The organism is Clostridium sp. KLE 1755, from assembly GCF_000466465.2.
Classification (GTDB): domain Bacteria; phylum Bacillota; class Clostridia; order Lachnospirales; family Lachnospiraceae; genus Eisenbergiella; species Eisenbergiella porci.
Map to the genome: position 1 here is coordinate 2,791 of NZ_KE992715.1, position 25,054 is coordinate 27,844.

21 protein-coding genes are annotated in these 25,054 nt (G+C 40.2%); 4 read left to right on the plus strand and 17 right to left on the minus strand.

Features of this window, described 5'->3' with window-relative positions:
• The coding region (locus tag HMPREF1548_RS13900; RefSeq protein ID WP_021636867.1) for a hypothetical protein at nt 1-1,004 on the plus strand (1,004 nt) is incomplete at its 5' end.
• A gap of 163 nt (nt 1,005-1,167) precedes the next feature.
• Here the strand turns inward: HMPREF1548_RS13900 and HMPREF1548_RS13905 are convergent.
• The 12 genes from HMPREF1548_RS13905 to HMPREF1548_RS13960 all read right to left on the minus strand — a co-directional run bounded on the left by HMPREF1548_RS13905 (nt 1,168) and on the right by HMPREF1548_RS13960 (nt 14,671).
• A complete protein-coding gene (locus HMPREF1548_RS13905) occupies nt 1,168-1,941 on the minus strand; it encodes a hypothetical protein (protein WP_025488558.1) in 774 nt (257 codons plus the stop codon).
• A gap of 15 nt (nt 1,942-1,956) precedes the next feature.
• Entirely contained in the window at nt 1,957-3,042 is a 1,086-nt protein-coding gene (locus HMPREF1548_RS13910; RefSeq protein WP_021636869.1) for a DUF6077 domain-containing protein, read from the minus strand.
• 79 nt (nt 3,043-3,121) lie between these two features.
• Nucleotides 3,122-4,183 (minus strand): hypothetical protein, encoded by a 1,062-nt coding sequence (locus HMPREF1548_RS13915; protein WP_035322167.1) that lies wholly within the window; start codon nt 4,181-4,183, stop codon nt 3,122-3,124.
• A 72-nt stretch (nt 4,184-4,255) separates the two neighbouring features.
• Nucleotides 4,256-5,764: an MBOAT family O-acyltransferase gene (locus HMPREF1548_RS13920; RefSeq protein WP_021636871.1), complete on the minus strand. Its 1,509-nt coding sequence runs from the start codon at nt 5,762-5,764 to the stop codon at nt 4,256-4,258.
• 150 nt (nt 5,765-5,914) lie between these two features.
• Nucleotides 5,915-7,318 (minus strand): hypothetical protein, encoded by a 1,404-nt coding sequence (locus tag HMPREF1548_RS13925; RefSeq protein ID WP_021636872.1) that lies wholly within the window; start codon nt 7,316-7,318, stop codon nt 5,915-5,917.
• A gap of 87 nt (nt 7,319-7,405) precedes the next feature.
• Nucleotides 7,406-8,455 carry an acyltransferase family protein gene (locus HMPREF1548_RS13930; RefSeq protein WP_021636873.1) on the minus strand — a complete coding sequence of 350 codons (1,050 nt, stop codon included), beginning with the start codon at nt 8,453-8,455 and terminating at the stop codon, nt 7,406-7,408.
• A gap of 29 nt (nt 8,456-8,484) precedes the next feature.
• On the minus strand, nt 8,485-9,279 hold the full coding sequence (locus HMPREF1548_RS13935) for a glycosyltransferase family 2 protein (RefSeq protein WP_021636874.1): 795 nt from the start codon (nt 9,277-9,279) through the stop codon (nt 8,485-8,487).
• On the minus strand, nt 9,276-10,064 hold the full coding sequence (locus HMPREF1548_RS13940; protein WP_021636875.1) for a sugar phosphate isomerase/epimerase family protein: 789 nt from the start codon (nt 10,062-10,064) through the stop codon (nt 9,276-9,278). The genes HMPREF1548_RS13935 and HMPREF1548_RS13940 overlap by 4 nt, the downstream gene beginning before the upstream one ends.
• A 4-nt stretch (nt 10,065-10,068) precedes the next feature.
• Nucleotides 10,069-11,046 (minus strand): hypothetical protein, encoded by a 978-nt coding sequence (locus HMPREF1548_RS29515; RefSeq protein WP_157065681.1) that lies wholly within the window; start codon nt 11,044-11,046, stop codon nt 10,069-10,071.
• 631 nt (nt 11,047-11,677) lie between these two features.
• Nucleotides 11,678-12,418 carry an NAD-dependent epimerase/dehydratase family protein gene (locus HMPREF1548_RS13950; RefSeq protein WP_320920150.1) on the minus strand — a complete coding sequence of 247 codons (741 nt, stop codon included), beginning with the start codon at nt 12,416-12,418 and terminating at the stop codon, nt 11,678-11,680.
• A 200-nt stretch (nt 12,419-12,618) separates the two neighbouring features.
• On the minus strand, nt 12,619-13,557 hold the full coding sequence (locus tag HMPREF1548_RS13955) for a glycosyltransferase (protein WP_021636878.1): 939 nt from the start codon (nt 13,555-13,557) through the stop codon (nt 12,619-12,621).
• On the minus strand, nt 13,550-14,671 hold the full coding sequence (locus HMPREF1548_RS13960; protein ID WP_021636879.1) for an FAD-dependent oxidoreductase: 1,122 nt from the start codon (nt 14,669-14,671) through the stop codon (nt 13,550-13,552). Before HMPREF1548_RS13960 ends, HMPREF1548_RS13955 begins: the two co-directional genes overlap by 8 nt.
• A 242-nt stretch (nt 14,672-14,913) precedes the next feature.
• Between HMPREF1548_RS13960 and HMPREF1548_RS13965 the strand changes: the two genes are divergently transcribed.
• The 3 genes from HMPREF1548_RS13965 to HMPREF1548_RS13975 all read left to right on the plus strand — a co-directional run bounded on the left by HMPREF1548_RS13965 (nt 14,914) and on the right by HMPREF1548_RS13975 (nt 19,093).
• Entirely contained in the window at nt 14,914-16,401 is a 1,488-nt protein-coding gene (locus HMPREF1548_RS13965; RefSeq protein WP_021636880.1) for a glycosyltransferase family protein, read from the plus strand.
• A 323-nt stretch (nt 16,402-16,724) separates the two neighbouring features.
• A complete protein-coding gene (locus HMPREF1548_RS13970; protein WP_286138030.1) occupies nt 16,725-17,999 on the plus strand; it encodes an MBOAT family O-acyltransferase in 1,275 nt (424 codons plus the stop codon).
• A gap of 11 nt (nt 18,000-18,010) precedes the next feature.
• Nucleotides 18,011-19,093 carry a D-alanyl-lipoteichoic acid biosynthesis protein DltD gene (locus tag HMPREF1548_RS13975; protein ID WP_021636882.1) on the plus strand — a complete coding sequence of 361 codons (1,083 nt, stop codon included), beginning with the start codon at nt 18,011-18,013 and terminating at the stop codon, nt 19,091-19,093.
• 63 nt (nt 19,094-19,156) lie between these two features.
• On the opposite strand, the gene HMPREF1548_RS13980 is transcribed toward HMPREF1548_RS13975, so the two are convergent.
• The 5 genes from HMPREF1548_RS13980 to HMPREF1548_RS14000 form a co-directional block, all read right to left on the minus strand.
• Nucleotides 19,157-20,152: a GDSL-type esterase/lipase family protein gene (locus HMPREF1548_RS13980; RefSeq protein WP_286138031.1), complete on the minus strand. Its 996-nt coding sequence runs from the start codon at nt 20,150-20,152 to the stop codon at nt 19,157-19,159.
• Between the two features lie 158 nt (nt 20,153-20,310).
• Nucleotides 20,311-21,255, minus strand: a complete 945-nt coding sequence (locus tag HMPREF1548_RS13985) for a glycosyltransferase family 2 protein (protein ID WP_035322176.1) — start codon at nt 21,253-21,255, stop codon at nt 20,311-20,313.
• A gap of 36 nt (nt 21,256-21,291) precedes the next feature.
• Nucleotides 21,292-22,665: an MBOAT family O-acyltransferase gene (locus tag HMPREF1548_RS13990; protein WP_270495066.1), complete on the minus strand. Its 1,374-nt coding sequence runs from the start codon at nt 22,663-22,665 to the stop codon at nt 21,292-21,294.
• A 231-nt stretch (nt 22,666-22,896) separates the two neighbouring features.
• Nucleotides 22,897-23,142, minus strand: coding sequence for an acyl carrier protein (locus HMPREF1548_RS13995; protein ID WP_025488543.1), 246 nt, complete (start codon nt 23,140-23,142; stop codon nt 22,897-22,899).
• A 28-nt stretch (nt 23,143-23,170) separates the two neighbouring features.
• Nucleotides 23,171-24,967, minus strand: coding sequence for an HAD-IIIC family phosphatase (locus tag HMPREF1548_RS14000; protein ID WP_021636887.1), 1,797 nt, complete (start codon nt 24,965-24,967; stop codon nt 23,171-23,173).
• Nucleotides 24,968-25,054: the final 87 nt, after the last annotated feature.

Below are 25,054 nucleotides of genomic sequence, written 5' to 3' on the forward strand. Positions count from 1 at the left end.
CCCGCCGTGGTGTGTCGGGTAAAAATACCGGCAGACGCAGAAAAAGGAAAAATACGGAAACCTACGTTCACTATATAATTGCCGCCGTTCTTGCGGCAATGCTGATATTTGCTGTTGTCAAGCTGGTTGTGTGGAATATTGGGAAGGATTCCGGATATGACCCCAATGCGGATTCTTCGGAATTTGAAGTGGAAGCCCTGGATTATATACAGCCGCTGGATCCAGAGCTGCTTAAAGGGCGGGAGGATGACGGCGTCAACACTATCGTTTGTCTTGGGAACCATCCTTTTTCTGATGAACGGGGAAAAGACGGCCTTGCGGAGTTAATTGCCGAGAAGTGTGATGCCACGGTTTATAACGGTGCATTTCCGGATTCCTATATTTCTATGAAAAATACGGAGTATACCGACAGCTATCCTCAGGATGCGCTCAGCCTGTATCTGGTAACAGCCTCCATATGCGGCGGGAATTTTGACCTTATGGAACATGCTGTGGATTTGCTTTCAGAATCTGACAAGGCTTACAGGGAAGCGCTGGATACCCTGAAAAGTGTGGATTTTTCCAAGGTTGATATGATCGTCATCATGTATGATCTGAATGATTACATGGATAAACGGCCTGTTATGGATGAAAATAATGACATCAACCTGCTTACCTGGAACGGCGCGCTGAATGCTTCTCTTCAGGAAATCCAGAAGACCTATCCTTACATCCGTCTGGTGGTCCTGTCTCCTTCCTACGGGCAGTTTGAGGATGGTGGCGGCAAGATGGTTAACGGGGATACGGAGGATTTCGGCAACGGCGTGCTTCCTGATTATGTGCTGCATGAAATTGATGTGGCTATGGCAAACGGAGTTAGTATTCTTGATAATTATTATGGGACCATTAATGAAGATGAGGCAAAGAATTGCCTGACGGACGGATACCGGCTGAATAAAAAGGGACGGGAAAAAGTTGCAGGGCGGTTTGCAAAGGAAATTTTTCATGTTGGGGAAGAAAAATAGGTTGTAAAGTAAAAGGGCTTCGGTATTCGGCCGCAATTCGCGGCCGGGTAACGGCGCCCTTTCTTCTATTAATCACACAGTTTTAGTACCTGCCTGTTCTATTCCACTATATATACTGCCTTTTTACATCGGATACTATTCTTCGTTTTAATCAATAGGGATTCTAGGGCAAAGTCTGTTCTTTTTTCAATACCGGAACATCCACATTCCGGAATACATCATACCCTTCCACTTCCCCGATTTTTTCCAGCCCGTATTCCGCCGGATCCCCTTCCGTCTTCTTCGCCTTATTCAGAATAATATACTGGCATTTATAGTCATCTGCCAGCTCCGCAAGCAAATCGATTCTTACCGTATCCGCTTCCATCAGCGCATATATGGGATGTTCCACATGATCCCAGCTGGCTACCAGCATGTCACGGCCGTAGGGCATCTGAATATTTGAAGAATACTGCCTTACATAATGCAGCAATTCCGAAGGAAAGACTGCCCAGACACGTTCCTCGTCCTCCGCAGGTTCAATGAGATCACAAATAGACACTACCGACTGAGGGATATGATATCGGTTCTGTGCTTTCGTAATATTAATATTTTTATATAAATATTCACCACCAAGTGCAAGAAGCAATATCATTACTATTATTCCGATCCGAGTATGCTTTCCTATTAGTTTAACGCCTGCATAGGCTATCATCACAGTCATCGGCAATATCCAAAGGATTCTATAATAAGTTCCCGCTTCTTCAACTTTATCCATTACAAGCTTAAATAAGGGAAAGAAAAACAAAATCGTTATTACCAAAGAGGACTCCACTAATACAAGCCGTATTTTCCTGTCCTTCTCTGTCAGCAATAAATATATAAGCGCCACCAGAAAAAGAAACGGATAAATACCATCACCGCAATAATCCATAAAAATCGTCAGTATCTCTCTCAAAATATTTTCATCCTTTCAGACCAGAACCAAGTAAACCGCCAGATACACAATACAGGGAATGCAGCTTGCCGCAAGCTTGGGAAGCACTGCCGGACGTCTGTCTCTCACCGCCAGAACAAGGCCTGTCACGGCAATCAGCAGCCCCGTCAGGAAAGCCCCCATAGTAGTCGCCATGGCCGCCACCATATTGACCGCACATAACAGAATCCACCAGCCGGCCTGGCTCTCCTTTTTCTCTCCGACAGCAGACTTCATATCCCACAGATTCAGCAGACACCACAGCACCGCCAACAGCACCATATTACACAACATGGACTTTCCCTGCCATGTACGCATCAGGAAAAATGTTGCATTTGTGTAAATGGAAGTATTCCCAAAAATCTGCAGCACACTTACAAGAATCATAAACACTGCCAGCCTGCGGTTCTCTTTGCCAAACAGCCTTCTTCCAATCAAATAATACAAAAGATAGGTTACCGGTATCAGCACAAGCGGCAGCACCGAATGAGCAATAATCGCCGGATGTATTCCCGTCATCCTTGCCAGATACGCCTCCCATATAGGCAGCGAAGCCAACGCATGCCGTACATCCACCGTTGTCGTAAGGCCTGTATACGGCAAAATCCGGTAAAGCACATCCGACTGCTCCGCAATTACAGACTGCGCCACATAATACGCATCATCCCCGTCAAAGGACGCCCTTGTATATGCCATATAAATCTGAAAAAGGACCAGTCCGCCCGCAAGAATCCAGTAAAGAGCCGTTTCCACAGACGGCCTGCGCCTGCCCTCCCAAAGCTCCCTGCCGTTCTCCGTCAAATCCCCCAGCACATTCCTCCCAAAAAACAAACCTGCTGCCGACAGCAAAATGAGCGCGCCGGAATAAAGCTTAACTATTATGGGAAATCCCCAGGGCTTCATCAAAATGACAGGCACAGCAATTATCTGAAAAACTGCCAGCGTTAAGAAAAAACCAGCCAGATAAATCAGAACCGGATTCTTTTTCCTCCGCCCCCCGGGCATGAACCGGGCCGGAATCAGCCCCATGCAAAAAGGAGCAGCAAACAGAACCCCAAAGGTAATCAGTACTTTTGCAATCATGTAAAAACCTCTCTTTATCTTCCTGCAGGCAACTGCTCAGTTCCCTCACAGTTACTTCCCAAGTCACTTAAACAACAGCTTAATCATACCAGTTGTCATAAATTGCTTCATAATCATAACCCGCCGCCAACTCGCGCAGGTCCGCAAAAACCGCTTTATAATTATCCTCAGTCAGCTCTCCCTCTCCATTTTCAAAGCACTCCACAATATACCGGCAGACATCCGCATGATAATGCGTATAATCCGCATAATTATTCAGATTACATACGATATCCCTGTTGTTCTGAAAACAGAATACTCTTACATTATCATACGCAAGCAGTTTTTCCGTCATATAATCCAGTTCTCTGATAACCGCATCCAGCTCCTTCTGCCGCATCACATCATTCCAGTAAAGAATACTGTACGGCGGATACCAGAAAATGAATTCCGTTTCCGGATGAGCCTCAACAAAGGGAATAATATTGGCCTCCAGATTTGCCTGAATACCGGACACAAACGCATCCTCCGGCATCTCCTCCTCCGCTTCCTCTGCCGGAACATAATACATCAGCACATTGGCCTTCGTATAGTACTGATCCGTCCACCACGGCTTATACAGCTGTGTCCAGTCCGTCCTCTCCGTAGGATCCACCAACGGCTTGAAAATATAATTCAGCAGCACATCCTTATTAAAAAGATACTGCACATTATTAAAAGGATTTTTATCATACAAATATTCCGGAATCGGATATTTCGTCGCCTTCGTATCCGCTGAAAACGCCCCCTGATCCACGGCCATGAATATTTTTTTCACCGAATCCCCTTTCGTGTCAAAAATAATATCCATTATGTTGGCCTCATCTTTAGGAAACGCACCGTTATAGCTCAGCTTCACCGTCTGCAGCCCCATCACCTCCGTAAACCAGTCCGTGTCAAAGCTTGCCGTCATGGAGGAGCCTAACAGAACACTGTCATAATCCAGCCGGCGGGCCATTCCCGGATTCTGGCTCAGCTGATTATCCACCTTATATGGAAAATAAGCCAGGGGCTTATGATACTGAAAAAAAGGATCCACATATATCACTATGGCAGCTATCGCAAGAAAGCCTGCCAGGAGAATACTGCCAAACAAGAGCAACCATCTTTTACAAGGTTTCATCCACATACCTCTCATACATTGTCACGGACAAGCCGTACTCCCTCATACCCGCTTCTCTGAAAACAGCCCGTATCAGAAATTAAAATACAGGAAACTGCTGACCCCTGAAAGCGACAGCACACACCACAGAAAGAGTCCTGCCGTCACCAGCGCATTCCAGGCCTTGGGCCGGAACCTCACCGCCACTTCATCCGCATTCGGCGCAAAAAACACCACCGCCATAGTCACCGCTGTAATGATACCTCCCAAATACATCTGACTGTACGGCAGGCTGTCCAAATGCAGCAACTTTATCACATACCAGAATTCATCCAGATTGAAGGACTGCATCATCGCCTCCGCAGGAAGAGCAATCCCGCCCGTAAATAAATGCCTAAAAATTTCCAGTGCCTGTCCCACTGTCTCTGAGCGGAAAAAGACACAGGTCAGACTGAAATAAACAAAGGTAAACAAAACCCCGGCAACTTTAACCACCTGTCTTCTAACCGGCCCCGCTGTCTTTGCTTTGCAGCTCTTTTCCTTCTTCTCCTTCTGATGCAGCTGCCACATCCGGGTAACTATGTACAGAACCCCCTGCGTCACACTCCACAATACAAAAGTCCATCCGGCCCCATGCCAGATACCGCTGAGCAGATAAATCAGGAACAAATTAAAGTACATCCGTCCTCTGCCCTTTCGGTTCCCGCCCAATGGAATATATACATTTTTGGTAAAAAAACGGCTCAGTGTAATATGCCACCGTTTCCAGAAATCCACGATGCTCACAGCCTTATACGGCGAATTAAAGTTCACAGGAATCTCTATCCCAAAGAGCCAGCCCAGCCCCCTGGCCATATTACAGTAGCCACTGAAATCAAAATACAACTGTAGCACATAAAAAAGAATCAGCAGCACACTGTCCACTCCGCTTAAGTTCAGAACATTGGCATACCCCCAGTTCACCGCTTTCCCAAACGTATCCGCGACCAAAACCTTCTTCACCATTCCCAGCGTAAATAAAAATACGCCCCCGGCAAACCGATCCCAATCCAGCTTCTGCTTCCCGATTTTATCAAACTGCGGCATCATTTCATTGTGATTCACAATCGGCCCCGCAATCAGCTGCGGGAAAAAGGAGACAAACAGCGCATAATCCAGAAAAGTGCACTCCCTGATTTCCCCCCGGTAAGTGTCCACAAGAAAACCAATCTGCTGGAAGGTAAAAAAACTGATTCCCAGCGGAAGCAGGATTCCCTTCAGTAAAAACGAAGTACCAAATACGGCATTTACATTTTCAATAAAAAAGTCAAAATACTTGAAATAAAAAAGAATTCCCAGATTGCACAGAACACCCGCCGCCATCATTATACGGCTCCTGTTCGGTCCCGTTGCATTTATCAGCCGAAAGCAAACATAATTAAAAAGAATACTGAAAATCATAATCAGCAGATAGCTGGGATTAAAATACCCATAAAACCACAAAGAAAAGCCTGTCAGCCACAGCTTGGCAGGCACAGACTTCCCCCAATGGGCGAACAGATAAAACCCGCCCAGGCAAAATGGTAAAAACAGGAACAGAAATATATAAGAATTAAAAAGCATATGAGTACTCCATGGAATTTTAAATTTAACCAGTCAAATTGCCGCTGCAGCAAATCCCGCCTCAGGATATGCTATGCATAAATCAGTTTAGCCCAATCCATGGATTTTTACAAGAAAAAACGTAAAAACCGGAAAATATATACAACTCCTTTATTTTGTTTTCTCAGAAGCCAAACGCCAATGCCTGAACAGATTATAAAGCATCACTACCATACAAATATAAAACAGCCCCATATTATATATCGTATACCTGGTCTGGCAGAAGATTACAAGAGAAACAAGCGTAACGTTCCCCACAATTGCCAGAAGTGTAAGCCCTGCCAACACTGCTGTCTTTTCATGCCCTCTGATCCTCACATTCCAGATAAGCAGAATAACATAAATAATATAAATGAAAAAACTATACCAGTTTAATAAAATATTCCGTTTGGCGACAGTCGTTATCATACCTGAAAGTACATTATCTAAAAAGGAACCTATGATATTCAACGCATTATGCGGCATAACCGACACATTAATCATCCGCATAATCTGATCCACCTTTTTCCCTTCTTCCACCTCTCCTCCGCCATAATTCACCTGCACATATTGTGTTATCATCGGACCCATGGTATCAATCTGTATACAGTCATAAAAATCACCAAAATGCGTCACCCGGTTAAACCATCCTTCTCCGGCACTGTGCTTCAGATATCCCTTTTCCTCACATACATCATAAATTTCCAAAAAAAGTGTTCTGACCTCTTCATCTTTGATATATTCCGCATCACTTCTATCAGCCGTATAAAACGCCATTGTTGTAACAAACCGACTGTCATTGGTATGACGTACTGCATTCCCACGCAAAATATAGTTATATCCAACATCAAGAAGCATAGAACAGCTCAAGATTCCCAGTGTGCACAGTATTACAGTCCAAATTCCCCAAAGGGTCTTTTTGCGAAATATATTCACAGCCACCACACAAATAATCAGCAGCGCCAATGTCATAAACATCTGTTTTCTTGTTGACACCATAACAAAAACAAGTATGCTGCTTAAAATCAGACTTTTTCTGTTCTGATGAAGACAGTATTCCAGGAGATAGCGGAAAAACAAAAGATACAGTGCAATAACAATCCCTTCCGTCAAAATACTGTTGGAATACATAGATTCCCTCTTTGCAGCAAACCGGCACAAAAAAGAAACCCCAAGCGGCATAGCCAGCGCAACAAGCGCCACAGCCTTCGGAAGCCGAAGCTCCTTCCAAAGATACCTCACCAACGCCCATGTAGCAAAAGCCATAAGCCCGCTTTGAAAAAAAGCAACGGCTGTCAGGTAAAAATCATTGGGAAATGAAGAAAAAAGCTTTCGAAAAAAAGCAAGAAACAGCGGATAAAAGGGTTCTCTTGAAAGCCGCATACTGATGTAGCCCGGAGAATCCACACAAATAACCGCACCATCATAAAATGCGAAGAAGAGATAAAAACACAGACATATGCCAAGTAAAACAGCTGAGAAAGCATCTTGCTTGTCTTTTCTCAGCATTTTTGTAGGGGAATAATCCTTTTTCATTTTGCCTCCTGTTCCAGCAGTGTATGAAAAATATTTTATTTAGTTTTCCCCTCACTAGTGTGTATTATAATCTGATTTACAGAAATGTCAAGAAATCTTAAGCAGCTTACTTTTTAGTTTATCAACGATATATCCCATAACCACAGACAAAATTATAACTCCGATAATCCTCATTCCCATGTAAGCCAAACACCCCAGCCTTGAGCTCAGCCAGCCATAGGAGAATGCAGCTAACAGTACCGCATATTCCAGCGGATCATGAAATAAATATATATGCATACTATGCCTCAATAACAAACGAAACCCCCACCGTTCACACAATTCTTCATATTTTTTAACCAAAATTATGCATAGCAAATAAACTGCATAGCTACAAATAATTATGACGAAAAAATCATTCAGAAAATCTATCTTAATATCTAATATCATTATTTCAAGCAAAAATAAAAACTTACACACTCCATACTCATAATATGAATATTCTGACAACTTCTTTCTCACCCCATCAAACCAATAGCCTAATACAAACCAAAATAAATACCCCATTCCTCTCTTAAAAAGGAAAAAATCAAATGGCAGCTGGCCATGGAAATACTGAATAAGCGCAGCAAGCACAAGAACCGGATAGATATTTCTTTTCCCGACCAATCGGTGAAGGCACCAAAAAATAATAAAACACCAAAATAAGGCTGGTAAGAACCAAAGATGCCCATCGCCTTTACCAACCAGAAATTTTACAACTGCTTCATTATAATTATCCGCATTATAATATCCTGTCATCAATTTTACCGGAAGCATAAATAACAGGCCGCATAAATAATACGGTATTATCAGTCTTTTCAGTTTATTACATGCCAGCCTTTTTAATCCGTCTTCTTCCTTTAGACGATAAACCGCACCCGATAGAAGAAAGAAAAGCGGCATATGGAATCCATACACCCATCCGCTTAAAAATCTGATTATCCGAAATAAATTCGAATCATACACCCAAGAACTGTCTGCAGGAACTTCATAGTGTACGCCTCCCATAACCAGATAACAACTATGCCCGATTACTACCAAAATTGTTGCTGTAACTCTAAGGAGATCATATTCATTTACTCTCCCTTTTTTTAACTCATCACCTTTAGCTTTCATCTGTCCCCCTCAACAGACTGAACAATTAATTAAGGATTATATCCTCCAAATAAATTGGTAACTAAAATTTTCATCAGTTCGTAATTCCCTTTAAAAAAGCTTATCTTGGTAGGTGTTTTTCCTTCTTTTGGATATCGCCGTGTTACAGGAATCTCACATGCTTTCATCCCAAGCTGAGTGGCCCGTACAGACAGATATGCAAGCAGCTCATATGATATAAAAATATCCCTCAATGGACAAACCTCAGGATTTTCCAGATATCTTCTGGAATATGCCCTGTAAGCATTTGTAGTATCCGTAAAACGCTGCCTCGCCGTTAATGATATAAGAGGCGCATGAATCAATCTGACTGATATCAGCCTGATTAAAGGCGTATTAATTGCCTGCCCGCCCTTCAGGAATCGTGACCCCTGGATAAAATCATACCCATCATTCAGTTTTTCAATAAACCGGGGAATATCTTCTATACTGTCCTTATTATTTCCATCAATCGTTATTACCCCGTCATAACCTCGCTGAAGCGCCCACCAGATTCCCATTCTCAGCTGGGCTCCCTGACGCCCTTCATCACGCTTAATTAAAAGAGTATTTACACCCAGCTTCAGCAGCTTTTTCTGTTCCATAGAACCATCCGTCGAACCGCCGTCACACAGAACCACATCCGCACATGACATTACATTATAGTGCCTTGCCCTTTTTAACTCTTGAAGGATACGCTCCCCCTCATTAATTACAGGAATCAGAACACAATACCTGCTTTTTTTTACATCAAGCTCATATGCCTCAAATCGCGGAACACCATCCCGTCTCTCATATGCAATCATCCGAAAATTTCCCTCACATATTCTATTACTTTTTTCGTAACCTGAATATTTTCCTGGCGCCCCATTTCAATAGATATATAACCTGTATATTCCATATTTCTCAACAATCCGGCGATTTCTTTATGTATAGGATGTTCAGAAATTTTTTTCAGATTAGGTTCACTGATATGGACATGATTGATTAAATTGATATCCTCAGCTATCACGTTCAAAGCTTCCTTATTTTCAATCATAGTACCCAAATCCAGATTTACAAGAAAACCTTTGCTGCCTATTTTTTTTACCAGCGCCAATGCCTCTGCGGTGGTATTTATATAGTTAGTATTGTAAATCGGAGGGTTCGCCTCCATAGCCAGCACAGTCCCTTTTTCTAATGCATAATCTCCCAGCTCCTTAAAAAAAGGCTCTGCACTTTCCTTTAATTCTTCTTTTTCCGCCCACCGGTTTTTAGGACAGCCGAACACCAGATTGCCACATCCGATCTGTGACGCAAAATCGATTGCCTTCTTCGTATATTCTGTAAGAACCAACCTGTCTTCAACAGTACCGAACAACTTTTCTTTTCTTCCATACCATATTGACTGCATAGAAGAAACAGCCAAACCATATGTCTCTTTCAGCCAAACAGCAAAGGCCTGCGCCTCACCACAATGATCATAAGGAGCATCAGGAAATAATCTGGTAGGAGCAATTTCAATCCCCGAGTATCCATATTCCTGCAGGAAACGATACATCTCATCATCCACTTGCGGTCTCCAGGCTATATTTGAAATTGACAGTTTCATAAAATTACCTCTTCCTCTTTTTTCTCAGAATATATCCCTTCAGTTTTATCCAAAGCATACGCAATGGTATATAAATCAGAAGCTGTATAAAACCAAAATACCACATCACAAAATTCATATGTGTATGGATATAAGAATGTGCTTTTCCTAAAACAAACCAAGAGACACTGGTCAAAAAAGCTGAAAACAACAAAAAGAACATATAAAGTGTACTTTTGTCTTTTTTCCCCCGTATTTTATCCTTCCAAATTCCACAAAATAATGCCAGCACCGATAAAATACACAATCCGCCAAAAAGTTTTCCACTTATACCCATAATCAAGGAGGTGTCAAAATGAAAATACAGCTTTAAAACTGTCAAGGCAGAGGCTTCTAAAGAAGCTCTCTCCGATTCAGGAAAATCCTCCGGATTCCCCCCCCAGGTTCTCTCAAGCACGTTTTTCTCATAAATAGAACAGAGTCCTCTCCAGATATCACCATCGGCCCTGATATAGGCATGAATACAAACAGCAGCTAAAAATCCCAGCAACGCCGCAATACCAACCAAAAGAATCCGCTTGAAAATTTCAGGAAATTCTTTTTTATCTGTTAACAAAGCAGTTCCGGCATCTGCCATCAAAAAAAGGATTGTTCCCATCATAACTGTAGTTATATATTCATAACCACATGCACTTTTCAAAAATACGGATAAAAAAACCCCAATACAGCTGATACCCACAATTTTTTTGTTATCCGCATAGACTGAACATAACAATCCAAATGACATTGGCAAAAACCAGGTAAATTCCACCCAATAAAGATTCCTTGCAAACTGTACTATCCATGGAGACAGCAGAAAAACCGCGCCCCAAACCACCGCCATTCCTATACCAAATTTCCTGTTCAAAAGAAATAATATGACAACAGCGACCACGGCCATCGCGGCAGCCGTTAATAAATGGAACCAGGTCACCGCGCTTTCATAAGGAAAAACACGTGCCAAAATACGGAAAGCCCTTCCCTGAAGTCCTATCTGAGAAGGATACTCAGAGAATATCCCCTTGGGCAGTTCCTTTCCCGAAGCATCAAACAGCTTTATTTCTGAAAGGCTTCCGTTTTTCTCTCTGTCAAGTTTCATTCCGGCATTTACTGTTGTATAGCATATATTATCTTTTCTTTCAACTTTGGTGATAACAGCCTTGCTTCCATCCGAAAACAGGAAATAATTTCCCGGAATATAGTAGGTATCTGTATATAAATTTGCAGAAAATGCTAGGAGATCTCCTCTCAGCCCATATCCATCCAGAAAATCTTCATTACTTAAATATGCTGTTTCACCGCGGTATAAGCTCAGTGTATCCGTCCAATAGGATGTGGTATCTCCTGTATTTTCATGATAATACCCCAGGCCATAGCCCTCGTCCAGCGGCGATACACCCGATCTTTCCGCCACAAAAGGGCCAATAGCCAAGGCCTCCGAAACAGCCTCAAAGTTATTAAAATTATAATTCTTTTTATCGAACGGATTGCTGAAATAAGTCCATGTCAGCAATAGTACCATAGACAGGAGCACACATACATAAAGGCTTTCCCGCATCCGCTTTTTTTTCATAAGACTATTTAAATTTTCCATATCAACAGATTTTTGTACTCTTAATAAAATTTTGGATTTCTAAAAGTACTTCTTCCTTACCCATAATATATCCACCATCCCGTCTATAAAGCCCGCTATACCTGGTCCTATAGTCATACTTAGCCGGCACACCGGCAGTTTCATTCATAAATTCCCTTCCGTAAAGAAACTTATAAATTTCTCCTGCAGAAATAGGTTCTGTCGCCGTATGCAGCAATTCGATTTTATTTTCCAAAGCAATCTTAATATCAGACCATAACCTTTTCAGTGGATAAAACTGAAATTCACTTCTGCTATCCGTAAATTGAAGCGCACTGAAATTTACACGGCTTAAAATATTCCTCAGAGCATTTTTCTCTCCTTCATTCAAATTTCTGCATTTCCAGAACCCATTATCCTGTATCTCGTAGTACTCCTCAATCGCTGCCTCCTGGCTGCTTAATTCTCCCATTTTTGTTTCTGACAACATAAACGGGATGACATTAATAATATCATAAATAAAATTTTTCTTTATACCCTCACCAAACAAACCAGGAAGCCTGACAATCAAAGCTTCCGGATAATTTTCCCTCACCCAATTTTCCAATACTCTTCGGTTATATCCATATGGCTGCAAACCATCCATATCTATGGCAGAATCTTCATAGACCGCCAGCGGACTTTTAAATACATCTATTGTTGATATCAAAACCAGTTTTTGCGGCTTGATCATTCTGATATTTTCCTTCGCCTGTTCAATCATCTGCCAATCTTTTTCCGGCTGCTGATTCGCCAGGTATTTTTCCGCCCGCAGTCCGGCATAGACACAGAGATCCGGTTTTGTTCCGTAAGCTTCCCGGACACTGCCCGAGTTTACACCCAATTCAAAACTGCCGTATCGATAAAGATTATTTCCGACAAAACCTGTATGTCCAACCAAAACATTCATCTTTTAATATCCTCTCATTTCGTAATCTTCTCTATTCTGTCAACCATATACTGCTGTCTTTTGAATACAAGATTAACTATCACAGACAGATATTTTACAATTATAGTCAAAATTCCAAACAGCCCGAAAAAAGCAAACGCCATAAACAGTATTGTTGTTGTCCAGCCCTCAATCGGATTACCACATATGTAAAACACCATCGCATATATCCCCATCAGTAATGCAATTACCATCATAATAAGCGTCATTCTGATTGAAAAAAGATAACCCAAATCCGTAAACAAAATCAGTGAGTCTGCAGCCAGATTCTTTCTGTATCTGTCCTCCAGCTTATCTCTTCCCTTCAGCCGTTCTCCTATACATTCATACTGCATATTTTTTATAGGCAGGCCGCTGGCTGCATATACTGCTTTTCTGTATGGTATCGTTTTATTCATACTAGAAACCCGGTTTATAACTCTTCTGGATAAAATACGAAAGCTTTCTGTCCTCATCTTATAATTGCCGGCTGCCCCCATATTGAATATTTTATAGAAAAATGAAGAAGTAAATTTCTGTCTTCTTGCAGGGGATGCACTTACAATATCATACCCTTTCAAGGATTCCATATAAATATCCATAATTAACGAAGATGGATAATCCATTTCTACCGTATCAAATTCTAATACATAATCGCCAATTGCAAGATCTGTCCCCGCATTCATAGATAACTCAATACCCTGGTAATAACTCATATGCATTAAGTTAACCGTCGTATCCGTCAAACCCGCAGCAGCCTCCTCAATAGCTTCATGGCTTCTGTCACTTGATGCATCATCAACACAGATTATTTCAAAATGCTCAAAATTATTTTTTAATACCTCATAAATCTTTTTCAGGAAAACACCTGCACAGTTTTCATTATTATGAACATATGCTACCACGGAAAGAAAACATTTTTGCTTCTCATTCATTTGTTAATACATCCTCCAAATCATATACCGTATTGATTTTTCCTGAAAGGACACTTATAAAGGAAGGATTCTTACTGTGTACCCTGATTACCGTAGGTCTGGAATCATCAATTTCAGAACTTTTCAGGATTGGCTTCATCGAATACAACGAATCCTCATATTGAAATTCATACTCGCTCTTCATATATTTTCTTGCCAGCCCCGACATATATGGATAAGCCGAAGCAGGTTTTGCAGGACATTCATTACAATTTCCCAGATATTCCCTGGTACAACAGTTATGGCTCCTGCTCTGGCATTCAAAAACCGGTGTTTCGCTGTAGCTCGTATTATGAGGGGTAAAGGTAACAGATGTAAGTGAGTGCATTCCTGTTTTGCCAAATGGCATAATTGAAAAGAAGGGACCATCCATAACTGTTATTCCTTCTCCCTCCAATTTATGGTTCGTCCGGCATAAAATTATTTCACACAACTCATATTTTATTCCAAACTTCTCTTCTCCCGCCAGCTTTAATATCTGATTGGAAGACGCATACGTTGCATTCAGAAAAAAAGGGGCTGTGAAAATCCCCTGATTTGTATGTACCTCATAAACATCATCCCGTTTCGCTATAGACTGCGTATGACAGGCATATTTAATTTCAACATTTTTTAACGCTGAGATCTTATCCAGAAAATAATCTTTCAAAATCATAGCATCATACGTATATTCTTTTGTTAAAAACGCACCATCGCACATCCCTTTATTAAAATATTTTCCGGGCTCTATTTCCTCACAGGGTATCCTGGCCGCCTCACAGAATTTTTTAAATTGCACAGCATCACTCCAGGACAGCCGCGCAGATGTAGCATACACCTGATTAAATTCCCGATTGATACAAAAAGAAAAATCTTTGTTAAATCGTTCAAAATACCCTGCTGATTTCATAGCTGTTGAAAGGGAGCGCGGATAATGGTATCCCATATGAACTCTGGCCTGATTAATATAAGTAGCCCTCCCAAAGGCTTTTGTATCACATTCAATTACCAGGATTTTTTCACCTCTGCTACCACAAAACAAGGCCGCATATAAACCATATATTCCGGCCCCGAGTATAATTTTATCGTATTTCATTATCGTTCATCAGCCTATATTCTTAATTTTTTCTTAAGTATATCATATTCAATTAATAATACAAACCACATTTTCTATCTTTTATCTACATAAGCATAAATCATTAACTTTACAAAACCAACCTTACTTTATTTTTCCAAAACATCAGTTCTTATGAACTTCTTAATTATTAAAATATTCACTGGTAAAGTGTTAAAACGTGTATTATACTATATGTACTAAATTAATCGGGAGTAAATAAGATGTTAAAATTTATGAAAAAAAATGAGTACCTGTTAGTTTCCCTATTTTTCGTACTAATGGTTTTTAGTCTTCTCCTGTCAACCGGAACGATTACATCCGGATGGCATATGGTTGATGATCATGAATTTTTAGAGTATCAAATTGAATTGTCTCGTTCGGGGGGAACAGTTTTTACCTGTATCCAAAAAGCACTTGAAGAAGATATAGGTTCCAGATTTCGTCCATTATACTATATATTCAGAGTTATTCTTACTACTTTTTTTGGTTCAAATCTTGTTGTATGGTCAATTTTTAAAGCTATAGAAATAGTTATCTCATTTATTTTTCTTTATTTATGTGCCCGTACTTTAAAGTGTACAGTTTTTTATTCAATTATATTTACAATGGTTGTAATGGTTGGTCCTCAATCTGTAGTTTGGTGGAAACTAGGGCCACAAGAAAGTACTGGCATAATGTTATTTGCAGTCAGTTTCTATTTTCTTTTAAAATGGATTCAAACATCAAAAAATTCTTATGCCATAGCTAGTTATATATTTACTTTAATAGTCGCACTATATAAAGAAAGTTTTTTATTATTAATACCTTTTTTAATGTGTTTTGTAATCTATAGTGATTGTAATAAAACAGAATTTTCATTCAACTCAATTCAAACTTCTGTACGACAACATTTTTTATTTATGCTTATATATAGTCTTACCTTTATTGCAGAAGTACTTATTATAATTTTAGTCGTCGGTGTTTCAAGTCCAGGTTATGTTGGTTTTGATTCTTCAGTTACTCTACATCAATACAAAATATATTGGCTTGATGCCATAAGAAATTACTTAAAATATTTTTTATATTTTATGATACCGGCTGGTTTAATTATTATCACATTTATTAAATCCTGGAGATTATTATTAAAAGAATTTTTTATTGCATGTTTAATCATGTTTCCTCAAATCATTCTTTATTGTAAAACTGGCCTAGAGGAACGTTATATCTTACCTTGGTCGTTCGGTTTTGCTTATTTTTTTATTTTATCAATTTGTAAGTTGCCACAATTTAAAGGGCTTCGAAAACTTTTATATAGTGGAATCATATTTATATTTTTATTATTTCACTTTAAAGTTCTTGTAAATGAAGCCGATTATTTCACTTACCGTGGTCACAGTGTTACTACTGTCCTAAATGAGGCATTAAAATACTCAAATGCCGAAACAAACATTTTATCTGCCTATTCACCATATGAAGAATCAGATATCACTGTATCCTGCTGGATGCAATTAAAAGGCAGAAATAATGTATTTACCTGGAATGAAGAAGAAAAAACCTGTACAGATCGCTCTGGAGAAGACTATGGACGTACGGAAGATGTGTCTCAGATGGATATTATTTTATTTTATAATCCCAAAGACAGACATTACTGTTATGATCCAAGTATCGATTTTACAAATTATACAAGAATTGATTATGGTACAATGACAATGTGTATTAAAAAAGATTAAATTTTAAAGGCCGACAATGCTCATAGATTGTATTGTCGGCTTTAATAAATTGCATTGTCAGCTGTATATTTTAATATATATAGTAATATATTATTATATGATACTGAAATAAAATTACAAGAAAGGTAACTTTTATGCTATTTAACTCTTTCAGCTATGCCCTTTTTCTTCCCATAGTTTTTATTCTATACTGGATAATGCCGCAGAAATTCCGCTGGATTATTCTTCTCCTATCCAGTTATTATTTTTATATAAGCTGGGGGCCTCAGTATGTTGCAGTGATACTTCTTACCACACTTGTTTCCTACTCTGCTGCTTTGTTAATGGAAGGCAGACATAACGGTACACTTTATTCAAGGACACTGCTTGCAGTCTCGGTATTAATTTGTATAGCAATTTTATTCTTTTTCAAGTATTTTAATTTTTTTACAGAAAATATTGCTTTGCTGTTTCAGAAAATCTCGATTCCCATACAGCCGTTTACATTGAAGCTGGCGCTTCCTATTGGGATATCTTTTTATATTTTTCAGATAATTAGTTATCTGATAGATGTATGCCGCGGTGATATTCGTGCAGAAAGACATTTAGGCATTTATGCCGTTTATATTTCTTTCTTTCCTAAGGTTATGCAGGGACCTATAGAAAGAGGAAAAACACTACTTCCCCAGCTGCACTCCAGACATACATTTCAGTATGGACAGGCTTCATATGGCCTGAAACAAATGGCCTGGGGCTATTTCAAGAAACTGGTTCTTGCAGACAGCCTTTCCGTATATGTAAATCAGGTATATAATGATTTATCTTCCTATAAAGGCCTTTCGCTTATTCTTGCCACATTTTTCTTTGCCATACAGCTTTACTGTGACTTTTCAGGCTATACCGATATTGCGCTTGGTTCTGCCAAAATACTTGGAATTAACCTGACACAGAACTTCAAGGCTCCATACTTTGCCTCTTCTATTAAGGATTTCTGGGGGAGATGGCATATTTCCCTGTCCTCTTGGCTGCGGGATTATATTTATATACCTTTAGGCGGCAACAGAGTTGGAAAAGTAAGACATTCTTTAAATATACTGATTACCTTTCTGGTAAGCGGATTATGGCATGGTGCAAGCTGGAATTATATATTATGGGGCGGGCTTCATGGAGTATTCCAGATTATTGAAGGTTTTTTCCCATGGAATTCCAAAAAAAGCCCCTTCCAAAGGAATAAGCATTACCACTTTCTGCTATGCATTATCACTGTTCCATGTACCTTCCTGCTTGTTTGCTTTGCATGGATATTTTTCCGTGCTGTTACCATCCAGGATGCATTTTATGTAATTTCTAATATGTTTGACGGTATCACACAATTTCCCACATATATCAAGGATTGTGCGTTGCAGATGGGACTGACCTTCAGTCATTTGTCATATAACTGCCTTCCGCTTGTTCTTCTGTTTTTGTACGATTTGGCATCCTTAAAAACTGATGTTATCACATTTATTTCCAGACAGCGCTTCTTTATCAGATGGCCTGTTTATTTATTCCTGTTACTGGTTATCCTGCTTTTTTCTGAGAAAGGAGTATCCACAGAATTCATTTATATGCAATTCTAAGTTAATAAATTATGAAATCTTTTATTGTTAAAAGTGTCCTTGCTGTCTGCCTTACACTTTGCTGCCTGTTTTATCTTGATATTATGTATGAACAGAAAATCAGCGATCCAATAGCCGAAGTCAATAAATTTAATTTTGTTCCGGAGGGTATACAGATTGCAAACATGGGAAGTTCTCATGGTGATGCAGCCTTTAACTGGGATTCCCTGACTAAGGAACGTAACTTTAAATGCTTTAATTTCGCACTTGCCAGTCAACCCTATAAATATGACTATGCACTTCTTAATATGCATCAAAACGACTTGGCTGAAGGAGGCATTGTATTTATCCCTGTTTCCTACTTTTCTTTTAACTCAGAGGCGATAACCCCGGAGGATATTGAAGCAATCAGCGTACGCTACTACCGGATATTATCTCCGCAGTATAATCCGGATTACAGCCTGTACAAGGATCTTGTGGCAATTCGCTTTCCTATACTTTCTGCCGGTGATAAAATCTTTGAGCTGTTTAAACCACCGATTACTTTCCCATCCTTGTCGGAAAACAGGCAAAATATTGTTTATGCTGCAGAAGAAAACATGGAAGAAGGGATGTCCGGCAATATGATATCTGACAACGAAATGGAGCTTGCCTCCGAAAACACACCTGCCCCAGATCCAGCCCCGGTTTCCCCTGATGAAATATATAGCGCCGAAAAAATACAGGAATTTGAAGCCAAGGGTTATGCCAGATATCAGAGGCATTTTGAAAATAAAACCGATTATTTTCAGGATGATAAAAAACAGGAGTTAATTAATATCATTCAACTATGCAAATCAAAAAATGTTACACCGGTATTAATCACCACTCCTTTTACTGTTTATTACAATCAATATGTCTCCGACCTTTTTTTATATGATTTTTATACTACAATCAATGAAATCGTAGTAACACAGGGAGTATCATACTATGATTATTCTCATGATGAACGTTTTGAAACCAATATCCAGTATTTCGGAGATGCGGATCATTTAAATCCGGAAGGTGCCATTTATTTTACAAATCTGTTAATGGAAGAAGTCCCTGAACTAAGAGCCTTTCTGGCCTCTCATTGATTGCATAAAAAAAGCTTACAGCCACGCCCATGGGGATCCTTGCTGTAAGCTTTTTTAAGATAATTAATAATAAACAGAGTTTCCGGATACCTCACCGGGTTTTCCATACTTTAGACAGCTTGCAACTGCTTTTGCATATAAGGCTCGTCCTTCTATCGTAAGATGAACACCATCCTCCAAGTACTGATCTGCAGTATATGGAGTTATACCCATAGTACTATATGCATCAATATATAATGTATTATTTGTTTCCGCAACATTCCTTGCTGCATTTGCATACTGTGTCAACGTTCCCTGTCCGTAATCCTTCATATTACTATCAGCGTACATAACCCCATCTTTATAAAACTGACAATAGGTGGGTGAAATCAATAATACCTTAGCCTGCGGGCTGATCTGACTTAATAGCAAAATTGCATTCCGCAAAGCGCCTGCATAACCGTGTGCATCCCAACTGTCACTCCCTTCAACTGCTATAGGAGCACCAGAGAAATAATCATTCAACCCATAAGCAATGATATAATAATCAACAGTCTGGGGATTCACATTACGGATAACTCCTCCTGCAGGATAGCCTTCCATAAACTCAGGATCAACCTTCTTGGCAAGTATATTACACATTCCCATAAGAGATGAAGAATCCCACTTTTCAAAATTATCCGGTGACTCACCATCCTTCAATGTTGCTCTGCTGCCGCCTACTGCACAATTATACACATCTGCATTCATGTAAAAAGCAACCTGAGCCGCAATACCCGTATCCCCTCTGTCCATATCCCAAATACTGTCACCAAACACCACAATATTCAGTCTGTCTTCCTGAGGGACCTCCTCCTGGACCGTTTCTTCCTGCGGCACGGTTTCCGTGGCCTGCACCATTTCCGTTTCTGCAGGCTGACTTTCTTCCGCAGTAAACTTCTCCAGCTGCTGCTTCAATTCTTCATTCTCCGCCGCCAATGATTCAATCTGTGCCTTTAACTCATTAATGTCATCCGTATCTGTACTTGCAGTTTCTTGTTTCCCGCAAGCAGAGAACAGAACTGACACTACCAACAGCATAGCCAGCAAGGTCTTCTTTCTTTTTATCCGTATATCCATTGTTCATCCTCCTGTCTGTAATTCCACAGACAATATATCTGTCTTTTCTCCAATATAAGTATATTCTTTTTTGAATTTACCTGCAATGGAATTCATAAAATCTTAAGGTAACCAGATTTTCACATATTCTTAGTTTTATCCTGATATCTGTCTTCAATATCATTCAGCTGAAGTTCAAAATCCCTTCTTCCTTTTATACCGATATTGTGAAGAATCAAACCTGCAAAAACTGACTGCAGCGCCGCAAGCTCCACAAAGCCGCAGACAATAAGCGTAGGAAATTTATCCACCATTCCGGTTTTTAAAAAATCAATAAATACAGGGACAAAAAAACCAACGGAAAGAACCGTCAGAACCACAGCTACAATACAGAAAAACGCTAGCGGCTTATATTGTCTGAACATTTTCAATATAGTATTCAAAACCTTTATGCCATCAGTATACGTATTCAGTTTGGATTCACTCCCCGCAGGCCGATCCCGATAATTCACCACCACATTATCCACCTGCATATTATTATAGACCGCATGAATTGTCATTTCCGTCTCTATTTCAAATCCCTTGGATAATACAGGAAAGGTCTTAACGAACTGATAGCTGAAAGCACGGTAGCCCGTCATAATGTCCCTTATATCCGAATGAAAAAGCATATTAATGCTCGCTTTTACCAAGCCATTTCCCATGTTATGAAATGGGCGCTTGTTCTCCTGATAATAAGTAGAGGACAATCTGTCTCCAACCACCATATCCGAACCTTCCAGCAACACTTTATCTGCCATTTCCCTTGCATATTCCAATGGATAGGTATCATCCCCGTCAATCATGATATAGCAGCGCGCATCAATTTCACGGAACATCCTCCGGATTACATTGCCCTTTCCCTGTTTTCGTTCATAACGGATAACAGCGCCTGCCTTACTGGCCAGTTCCACCGTCCTGTCACAGGAATTATTGTCATATACATAAATTACGGCTTCTGGAAGCGCCTCATGTGCATCCTTTACCACCTTTTCTATTGTTTTTTCCTCGTTATAGCAGGGAATTAAAACTGCAATTTTATCCATATCCATCTCCTCACAGATTACTGTGCCTAACCAACTTTAGAACCCCTGGTAAATAAATTCCGCCGTGCTAAAGCCCGGCCCATAATATCCCAGTAAAATCACATAGAATAGTAATGCATACCAGATGAGCCATCGGACAGGCATCGCTTTTTCCCTAATCCGTTCCCTCACATCGCCCTTACGCTGCATCAACGATACACCAAACAGAATCAGCAGAGATACCACTGCAATCGTAAACTCTATCCAGTCCAATCCCAACTCAAAAATCTGTCCTCCGATTAAAATTTCCGGATTAAACACAGTCGCAGCTGATTTCAACATTCTCCATGCGTCTCCCACGCTGGACGCCCTGAAAAATACAAACCCAATATTTACAAGGAAAAAAGTTCTGACAATCCGTAAAATATCCACTGCACGAGCTTTAGGATTGATGTGCAGTTTTTCCATACATTTTAAATACCAAGGCTCAAGCAGTTCGCCGCTGACAATATAAAACCAGTGCAGCAGACCGGAACCAATAATATATTTCCAGTCCCCGCCATGCCAAATACCTACTGAAAACCACAAAAGAAACATACCAGCAAATGTTGTTATCTGCTTTCCTCTCTTTTTTCCAAACTTCTTTCTCATATCCTTACTTAGTTTGGTAAAAAAAGAAGAACGCAGCAATGGATAAAAAACATACTCTTTCATCCACACACCCAACGAAATATGCCATCTGCGCCAATACTCGGATATATTTTTAGAAAAAAACGGTCTTCTGAAATTTTCCGGCAGCTTCAGTCCGAAGGTCTGGGCCAATCCTAATACAATATCCATCCCACCGGAAAAATTCGTATACAGCTGAAACGCAAAAGCCACTGTTCCTATCCAGATATATCCCCCGGGATATGCCTCATAATTACCATAAATCGTATTAACTATCAGCGCCATCCGCTCAGATATCACCAGTTCCTTAAAAAAACCCCAAAGCATCCGCTGCATACCCTGCGTGACCTGTTTATAATCAAACAGATGCGGTTCAAAGAACTGTTCCCCATCCTCTCTGTAACGTAAAATAGGCCCTGACACCATTACAGGAAAAAACATCCCGTACAAAGCCAGCTTGGCTGGATTTTTCTGAGGCACGGCGATTCCAAAATAAACATCTACAACATATCCTATTAATGAAAGCGAATAATAGGATATGCCTAAAGGTACGAGCCAGTTAAAACCGGAAAGTATATCTCTGCCGGCGCCAAAGAAAGAAGCGGCGGCATTAATTGTATGAATGCCGAAATTAATATATTTCAGAAGAAATAATACCGCCACATTTGCAAAGATCACAAAAAGAAGCGCCGCTTTACGCCGCTTCGCCACATCCTTCCCTCGTTCCTTCAGCAGGGCCTCTTCTTCCTGTGCTTTCGTCATCCAATAAATTCCGGCAAAGCTTACCGCCACAGCCAGAAGCGGATAAAGTATCAGGATCGCGTTTCCGGAACAAAGATAATAAAAAATGCTGGCTATAAGGAGAACTCCCCACTGCCACCTTTTGGGGAGAACATAATACAAAATTAAAACTATCCCATAAAATACAAGAAAGTAAAAGGATGTTATACCCAAAATTTAGTTCCTTTCCGGATTATTTCTCTTCTGTTCCGCTCAGTCATTTAACTGGCTTATTATAATATCTGCCATCTCTCCCACATTTTTCATAGACACTACCTGTCCCATATTAAATTTTACACCAAATTCCTGCTCCACTGCTGCTAAAAGATTAATATGCTCCAGGGAATCCCAGTCTTCAATATCATTTGATGTAGTGTTTTCTGTAACACTGATGCTTTCATCATCGAAAACATCCCTGAATACTTCATTTAAAGTTTCAAAAACTGCTTCTCTTGTCATTTTTTCCTCCATCCCACCGTATAACGGCCTATTCATTTTCCATAATTTTTATATATTTATTTTTATTCTCGTAGTCCTTTGCTATTTCAAACCTCCAGACCGTGTTTCCTTCTGTACTACTTATCTGTTCGAATCCCTGAAGGTCATAAAACTCTTTTACCATCCCATTCTTAGATGTAGGATAATAATAACCATAGACAGTAGTTATACCTCTTTTTTTGCATTCTCCAACCAAACAGTCCATCATGGCGAACTCCATATCACGTTTCAGAACCCTGCAGCTCATCAGCCAAAGATCAATATGAAGCGCTTTTACCGGCCCTTCTTCCTCATGGCCGATGATAACTGAGACCACGCCATTATCGCCGAATTTATCTTCCAGCTTGCCATACAGGGTAACATACTCCTTCTTTTGGGCAAGCAGCTCAACTTCCGCCTGTGAATACCGTCTAGTCGTCAGGTTAAACTGATTGCTCTTATTCGTTAACTGGGCAATTCGGGCCATATAAAGGGCTTCAAAGGGCCTTATAACCGCACGCATTCCCAAAGAAGTCAGATATTCACCATAATCGGTGAAGGACGCCTGCTGCTTTGTCCGCAATGCGTTAGCCTTATACATTTCATTCCGCTTCCGGTCATCCTCCGAAAGCTGTGTGACTTCAAAATATCCATTATGGTCAAGAACCCTGATATACTGTTCCGGAGTTCCAATTTCGGGAACCGCGGCACCCTGTGCATTTTCCCGGACAATTTCCCGCTCTGCCGGATTATCATCCACAAACACAAGACTATCCGGCAATATGTTAAGCTCGTGAGCAATCGCCAGCATATTTTCACTCTTAGGCTCCCAATTCGCTTTGATGATAATAAAATCATCCGGGTTTACCACTCCGTCAGGATGGTTCAGGCCAGCAAGCGCATTTTCTTCCTCATTTTTAGAATTTACATTCAGCATAACGCCTATATCTTTCAGAGATTTAACATATCCCTGAAATTCCGCATATACCTGTCCCATCGAGGTTTCCGGTCCGATTTCCAGATTTTCCACCCCGTCATCTCCCACAATACCTCCCCATAAAGTATTATCAAGATCAAGCACCAGTGATTTCTTATTTTTACCATAAATAGACTTGATAATATTGGCAATATTGTGTGTAAGCCAGGGTACCGCCTTCAGGCACAACGCATACTTATACATGTGCCAGTAAAAAGTATCCGCCCATTCATCCAGGCCGTAAACCGCTGACTGGTAATTAATGTCATTAATGTAAAAATTACTGTTTTCTCTGGCATATGCGGCAAATTTTTCATTCAAACGGTTGACAAATAAGGTCCTGCCTCCAGGATTTACACAATCCTGATTTCCCAACAGCCTGTAAAATGGGTACTCCATATTATTTTGGATAATAGGACAACTCCAGTTTTCCCTGATTTTTTCCCACATACTGCGGAAGTGTTCATATTGGTGCTCCAGCAGCTCTTCTATCATTTCCGGTGTATCCGTTACGGAAGGCCATGTGGAAATATTTCTGTTACTTGTATGGACATAAACTATATCCGGCCGAAAGGCATTAAGGGCTTCATTTCCAAATACAGCATCTTCCCAGTATTGCCCGTATTCCGATTCATAAAAAGAAGGCTCTATCCCCTGATTAAGAAGAAACAATTCCAATATGCGAATGACGTCATGGGTGGTACTGCCTCCCAAAACCGCAATATTTTTCTTAATACGGCGGCTTCCGTCGGATAACAGCTGTCTTTTCAGGCTTTTGGATTTCTTTAAAATGAATTCACTGTCAAATGGATATTCCAGTTCTTTTAACATTGGCCGCTCCCGTTTTCTTATACATGAATTAGGACAAGCATTGCTTCCACGCTTGTCCTATATTACCATATTTTATGCAATCCCGCA

Coding starts and splice junctions, on each gene's coding strand:
- HMPREF1548_RS13910 (WP_021636869.1), bottom strand. CDS start 3,042: ATGATTGCAAAAGTACTGATTACCTTTGGGGTTCTGTTTGCTGCTCCT.
- HMPREF1548_RS13915 (WP_035322167.1), bottom strand. CDS start 4,183: ATGAAACCTTGTAAAAGATGGTTGCTCTTGTTTGGCAGTATTCTCCTG.
- HMPREF1548_RS13920 (WP_021636871.1), bottom strand. CDS start 5,764: ATGCTTTTTAATTCTTATATATTTCTGTTCCTGTTTTTACCATTTTGC.
- HMPREF1548_RS13925 (WP_021636872.1), bottom strand. CDS start 7,318: ATGAAAAAGGATTATTCCCCTACAAAAATGCTGAGAAAAGACAAGCAA.
- HMPREF1548_RS13930 (WP_021636873.1), bottom strand. CDS start 8,455: ATGAAAGCTAAAGGTGATGAGTTAAAAAAAGGGAGAGTAAATGAATAT.
- HMPREF1548_RS13935 (WP_021636874.1), bottom strand. CDS start 9,279: ATGATTGCATATGAGAGACGGGATGGTGTTCCGCGATTTGAGGCATAT.
- HMPREF1548_RS13940 (WP_021636875.1), bottom strand. CDS start 10,064: ATGAAACTGTCAATTTCAAATATAGCCTGGAGACCGCAAGTGGATGAT.
- HMPREF1548_RS13950 (WP_320920150.1), bottom strand. CDS start 12,418: ATGATTGAACAGGCGAAGGAAAATATCAGAATGATCAAGCCGCAAAAA.
- HMPREF1548_RS13955 (WP_021636878.1), bottom strand. CDS start 13,557: ATGAATGAGAAGCAAAAATGTTTTCTTTCCGTGGTAGCATATGTTCAT.
- HMPREF1548_RS13960 (WP_021636879.1), bottom strand. CDS start 14,671: ATGAAATACGATAAAATTATACTCGGGGCCGGAATATATGGTTTATAT.
- HMPREF1548_RS13965 (WP_021636880.1), top strand. CDS start 14,914: ATGTTAAAATTTATGAAAAAAAATGAGTACCTGTTAGTTTCCCTATTT.
- HMPREF1548_RS13970 (WP_286138030.1), top strand. CDS start 16,725: ATGGAAGGCAGACATAACGGTACACTTTATTCAAGGACACTGCTTGCA.
- HMPREF1548_RS13975 (WP_021636882.1), top strand. CDS start 18,011: ATGAAATCTTTTATTGTTAAAAGTGTCCTTGCTGTCTGCCTTACACTT.
- HMPREF1548_RS13980 (WP_286138031.1), bottom strand. CDS start 20,152: ATGCTGTTGGTAGTGTCAGTTCTGTTCTCTGCTTGCGGGAAACAAGAA.
- HMPREF1548_RS13985 (WP_035322176.1), bottom strand. CDS start 21,255: ATGGATAAAATTGCAGTTTTAATTCCCTGCTATAACGAGGAAAAAACA.
- HMPREF1548_RS13990 (WP_270495066.1), bottom strand. CDS start 22,665: ATGACGAAAGCACAGGAAGAAGAGGCCCTGCTGAAGGAACGAGGGAAG.
- HMPREF1548_RS13995 (WP_025488543.1), bottom strand. CDS start 23,142: ATGACAAGAGAAGCAGTTTTTGAAACTTTAAATGAAGTATTCAGGGAT.
- HMPREF1548_RS14000 (WP_021636887.1), bottom strand. CDS start 24,967: ATGTTAAAAGAACTGGAATATCCATTTGACAGTGAATTCATTTTAAAG.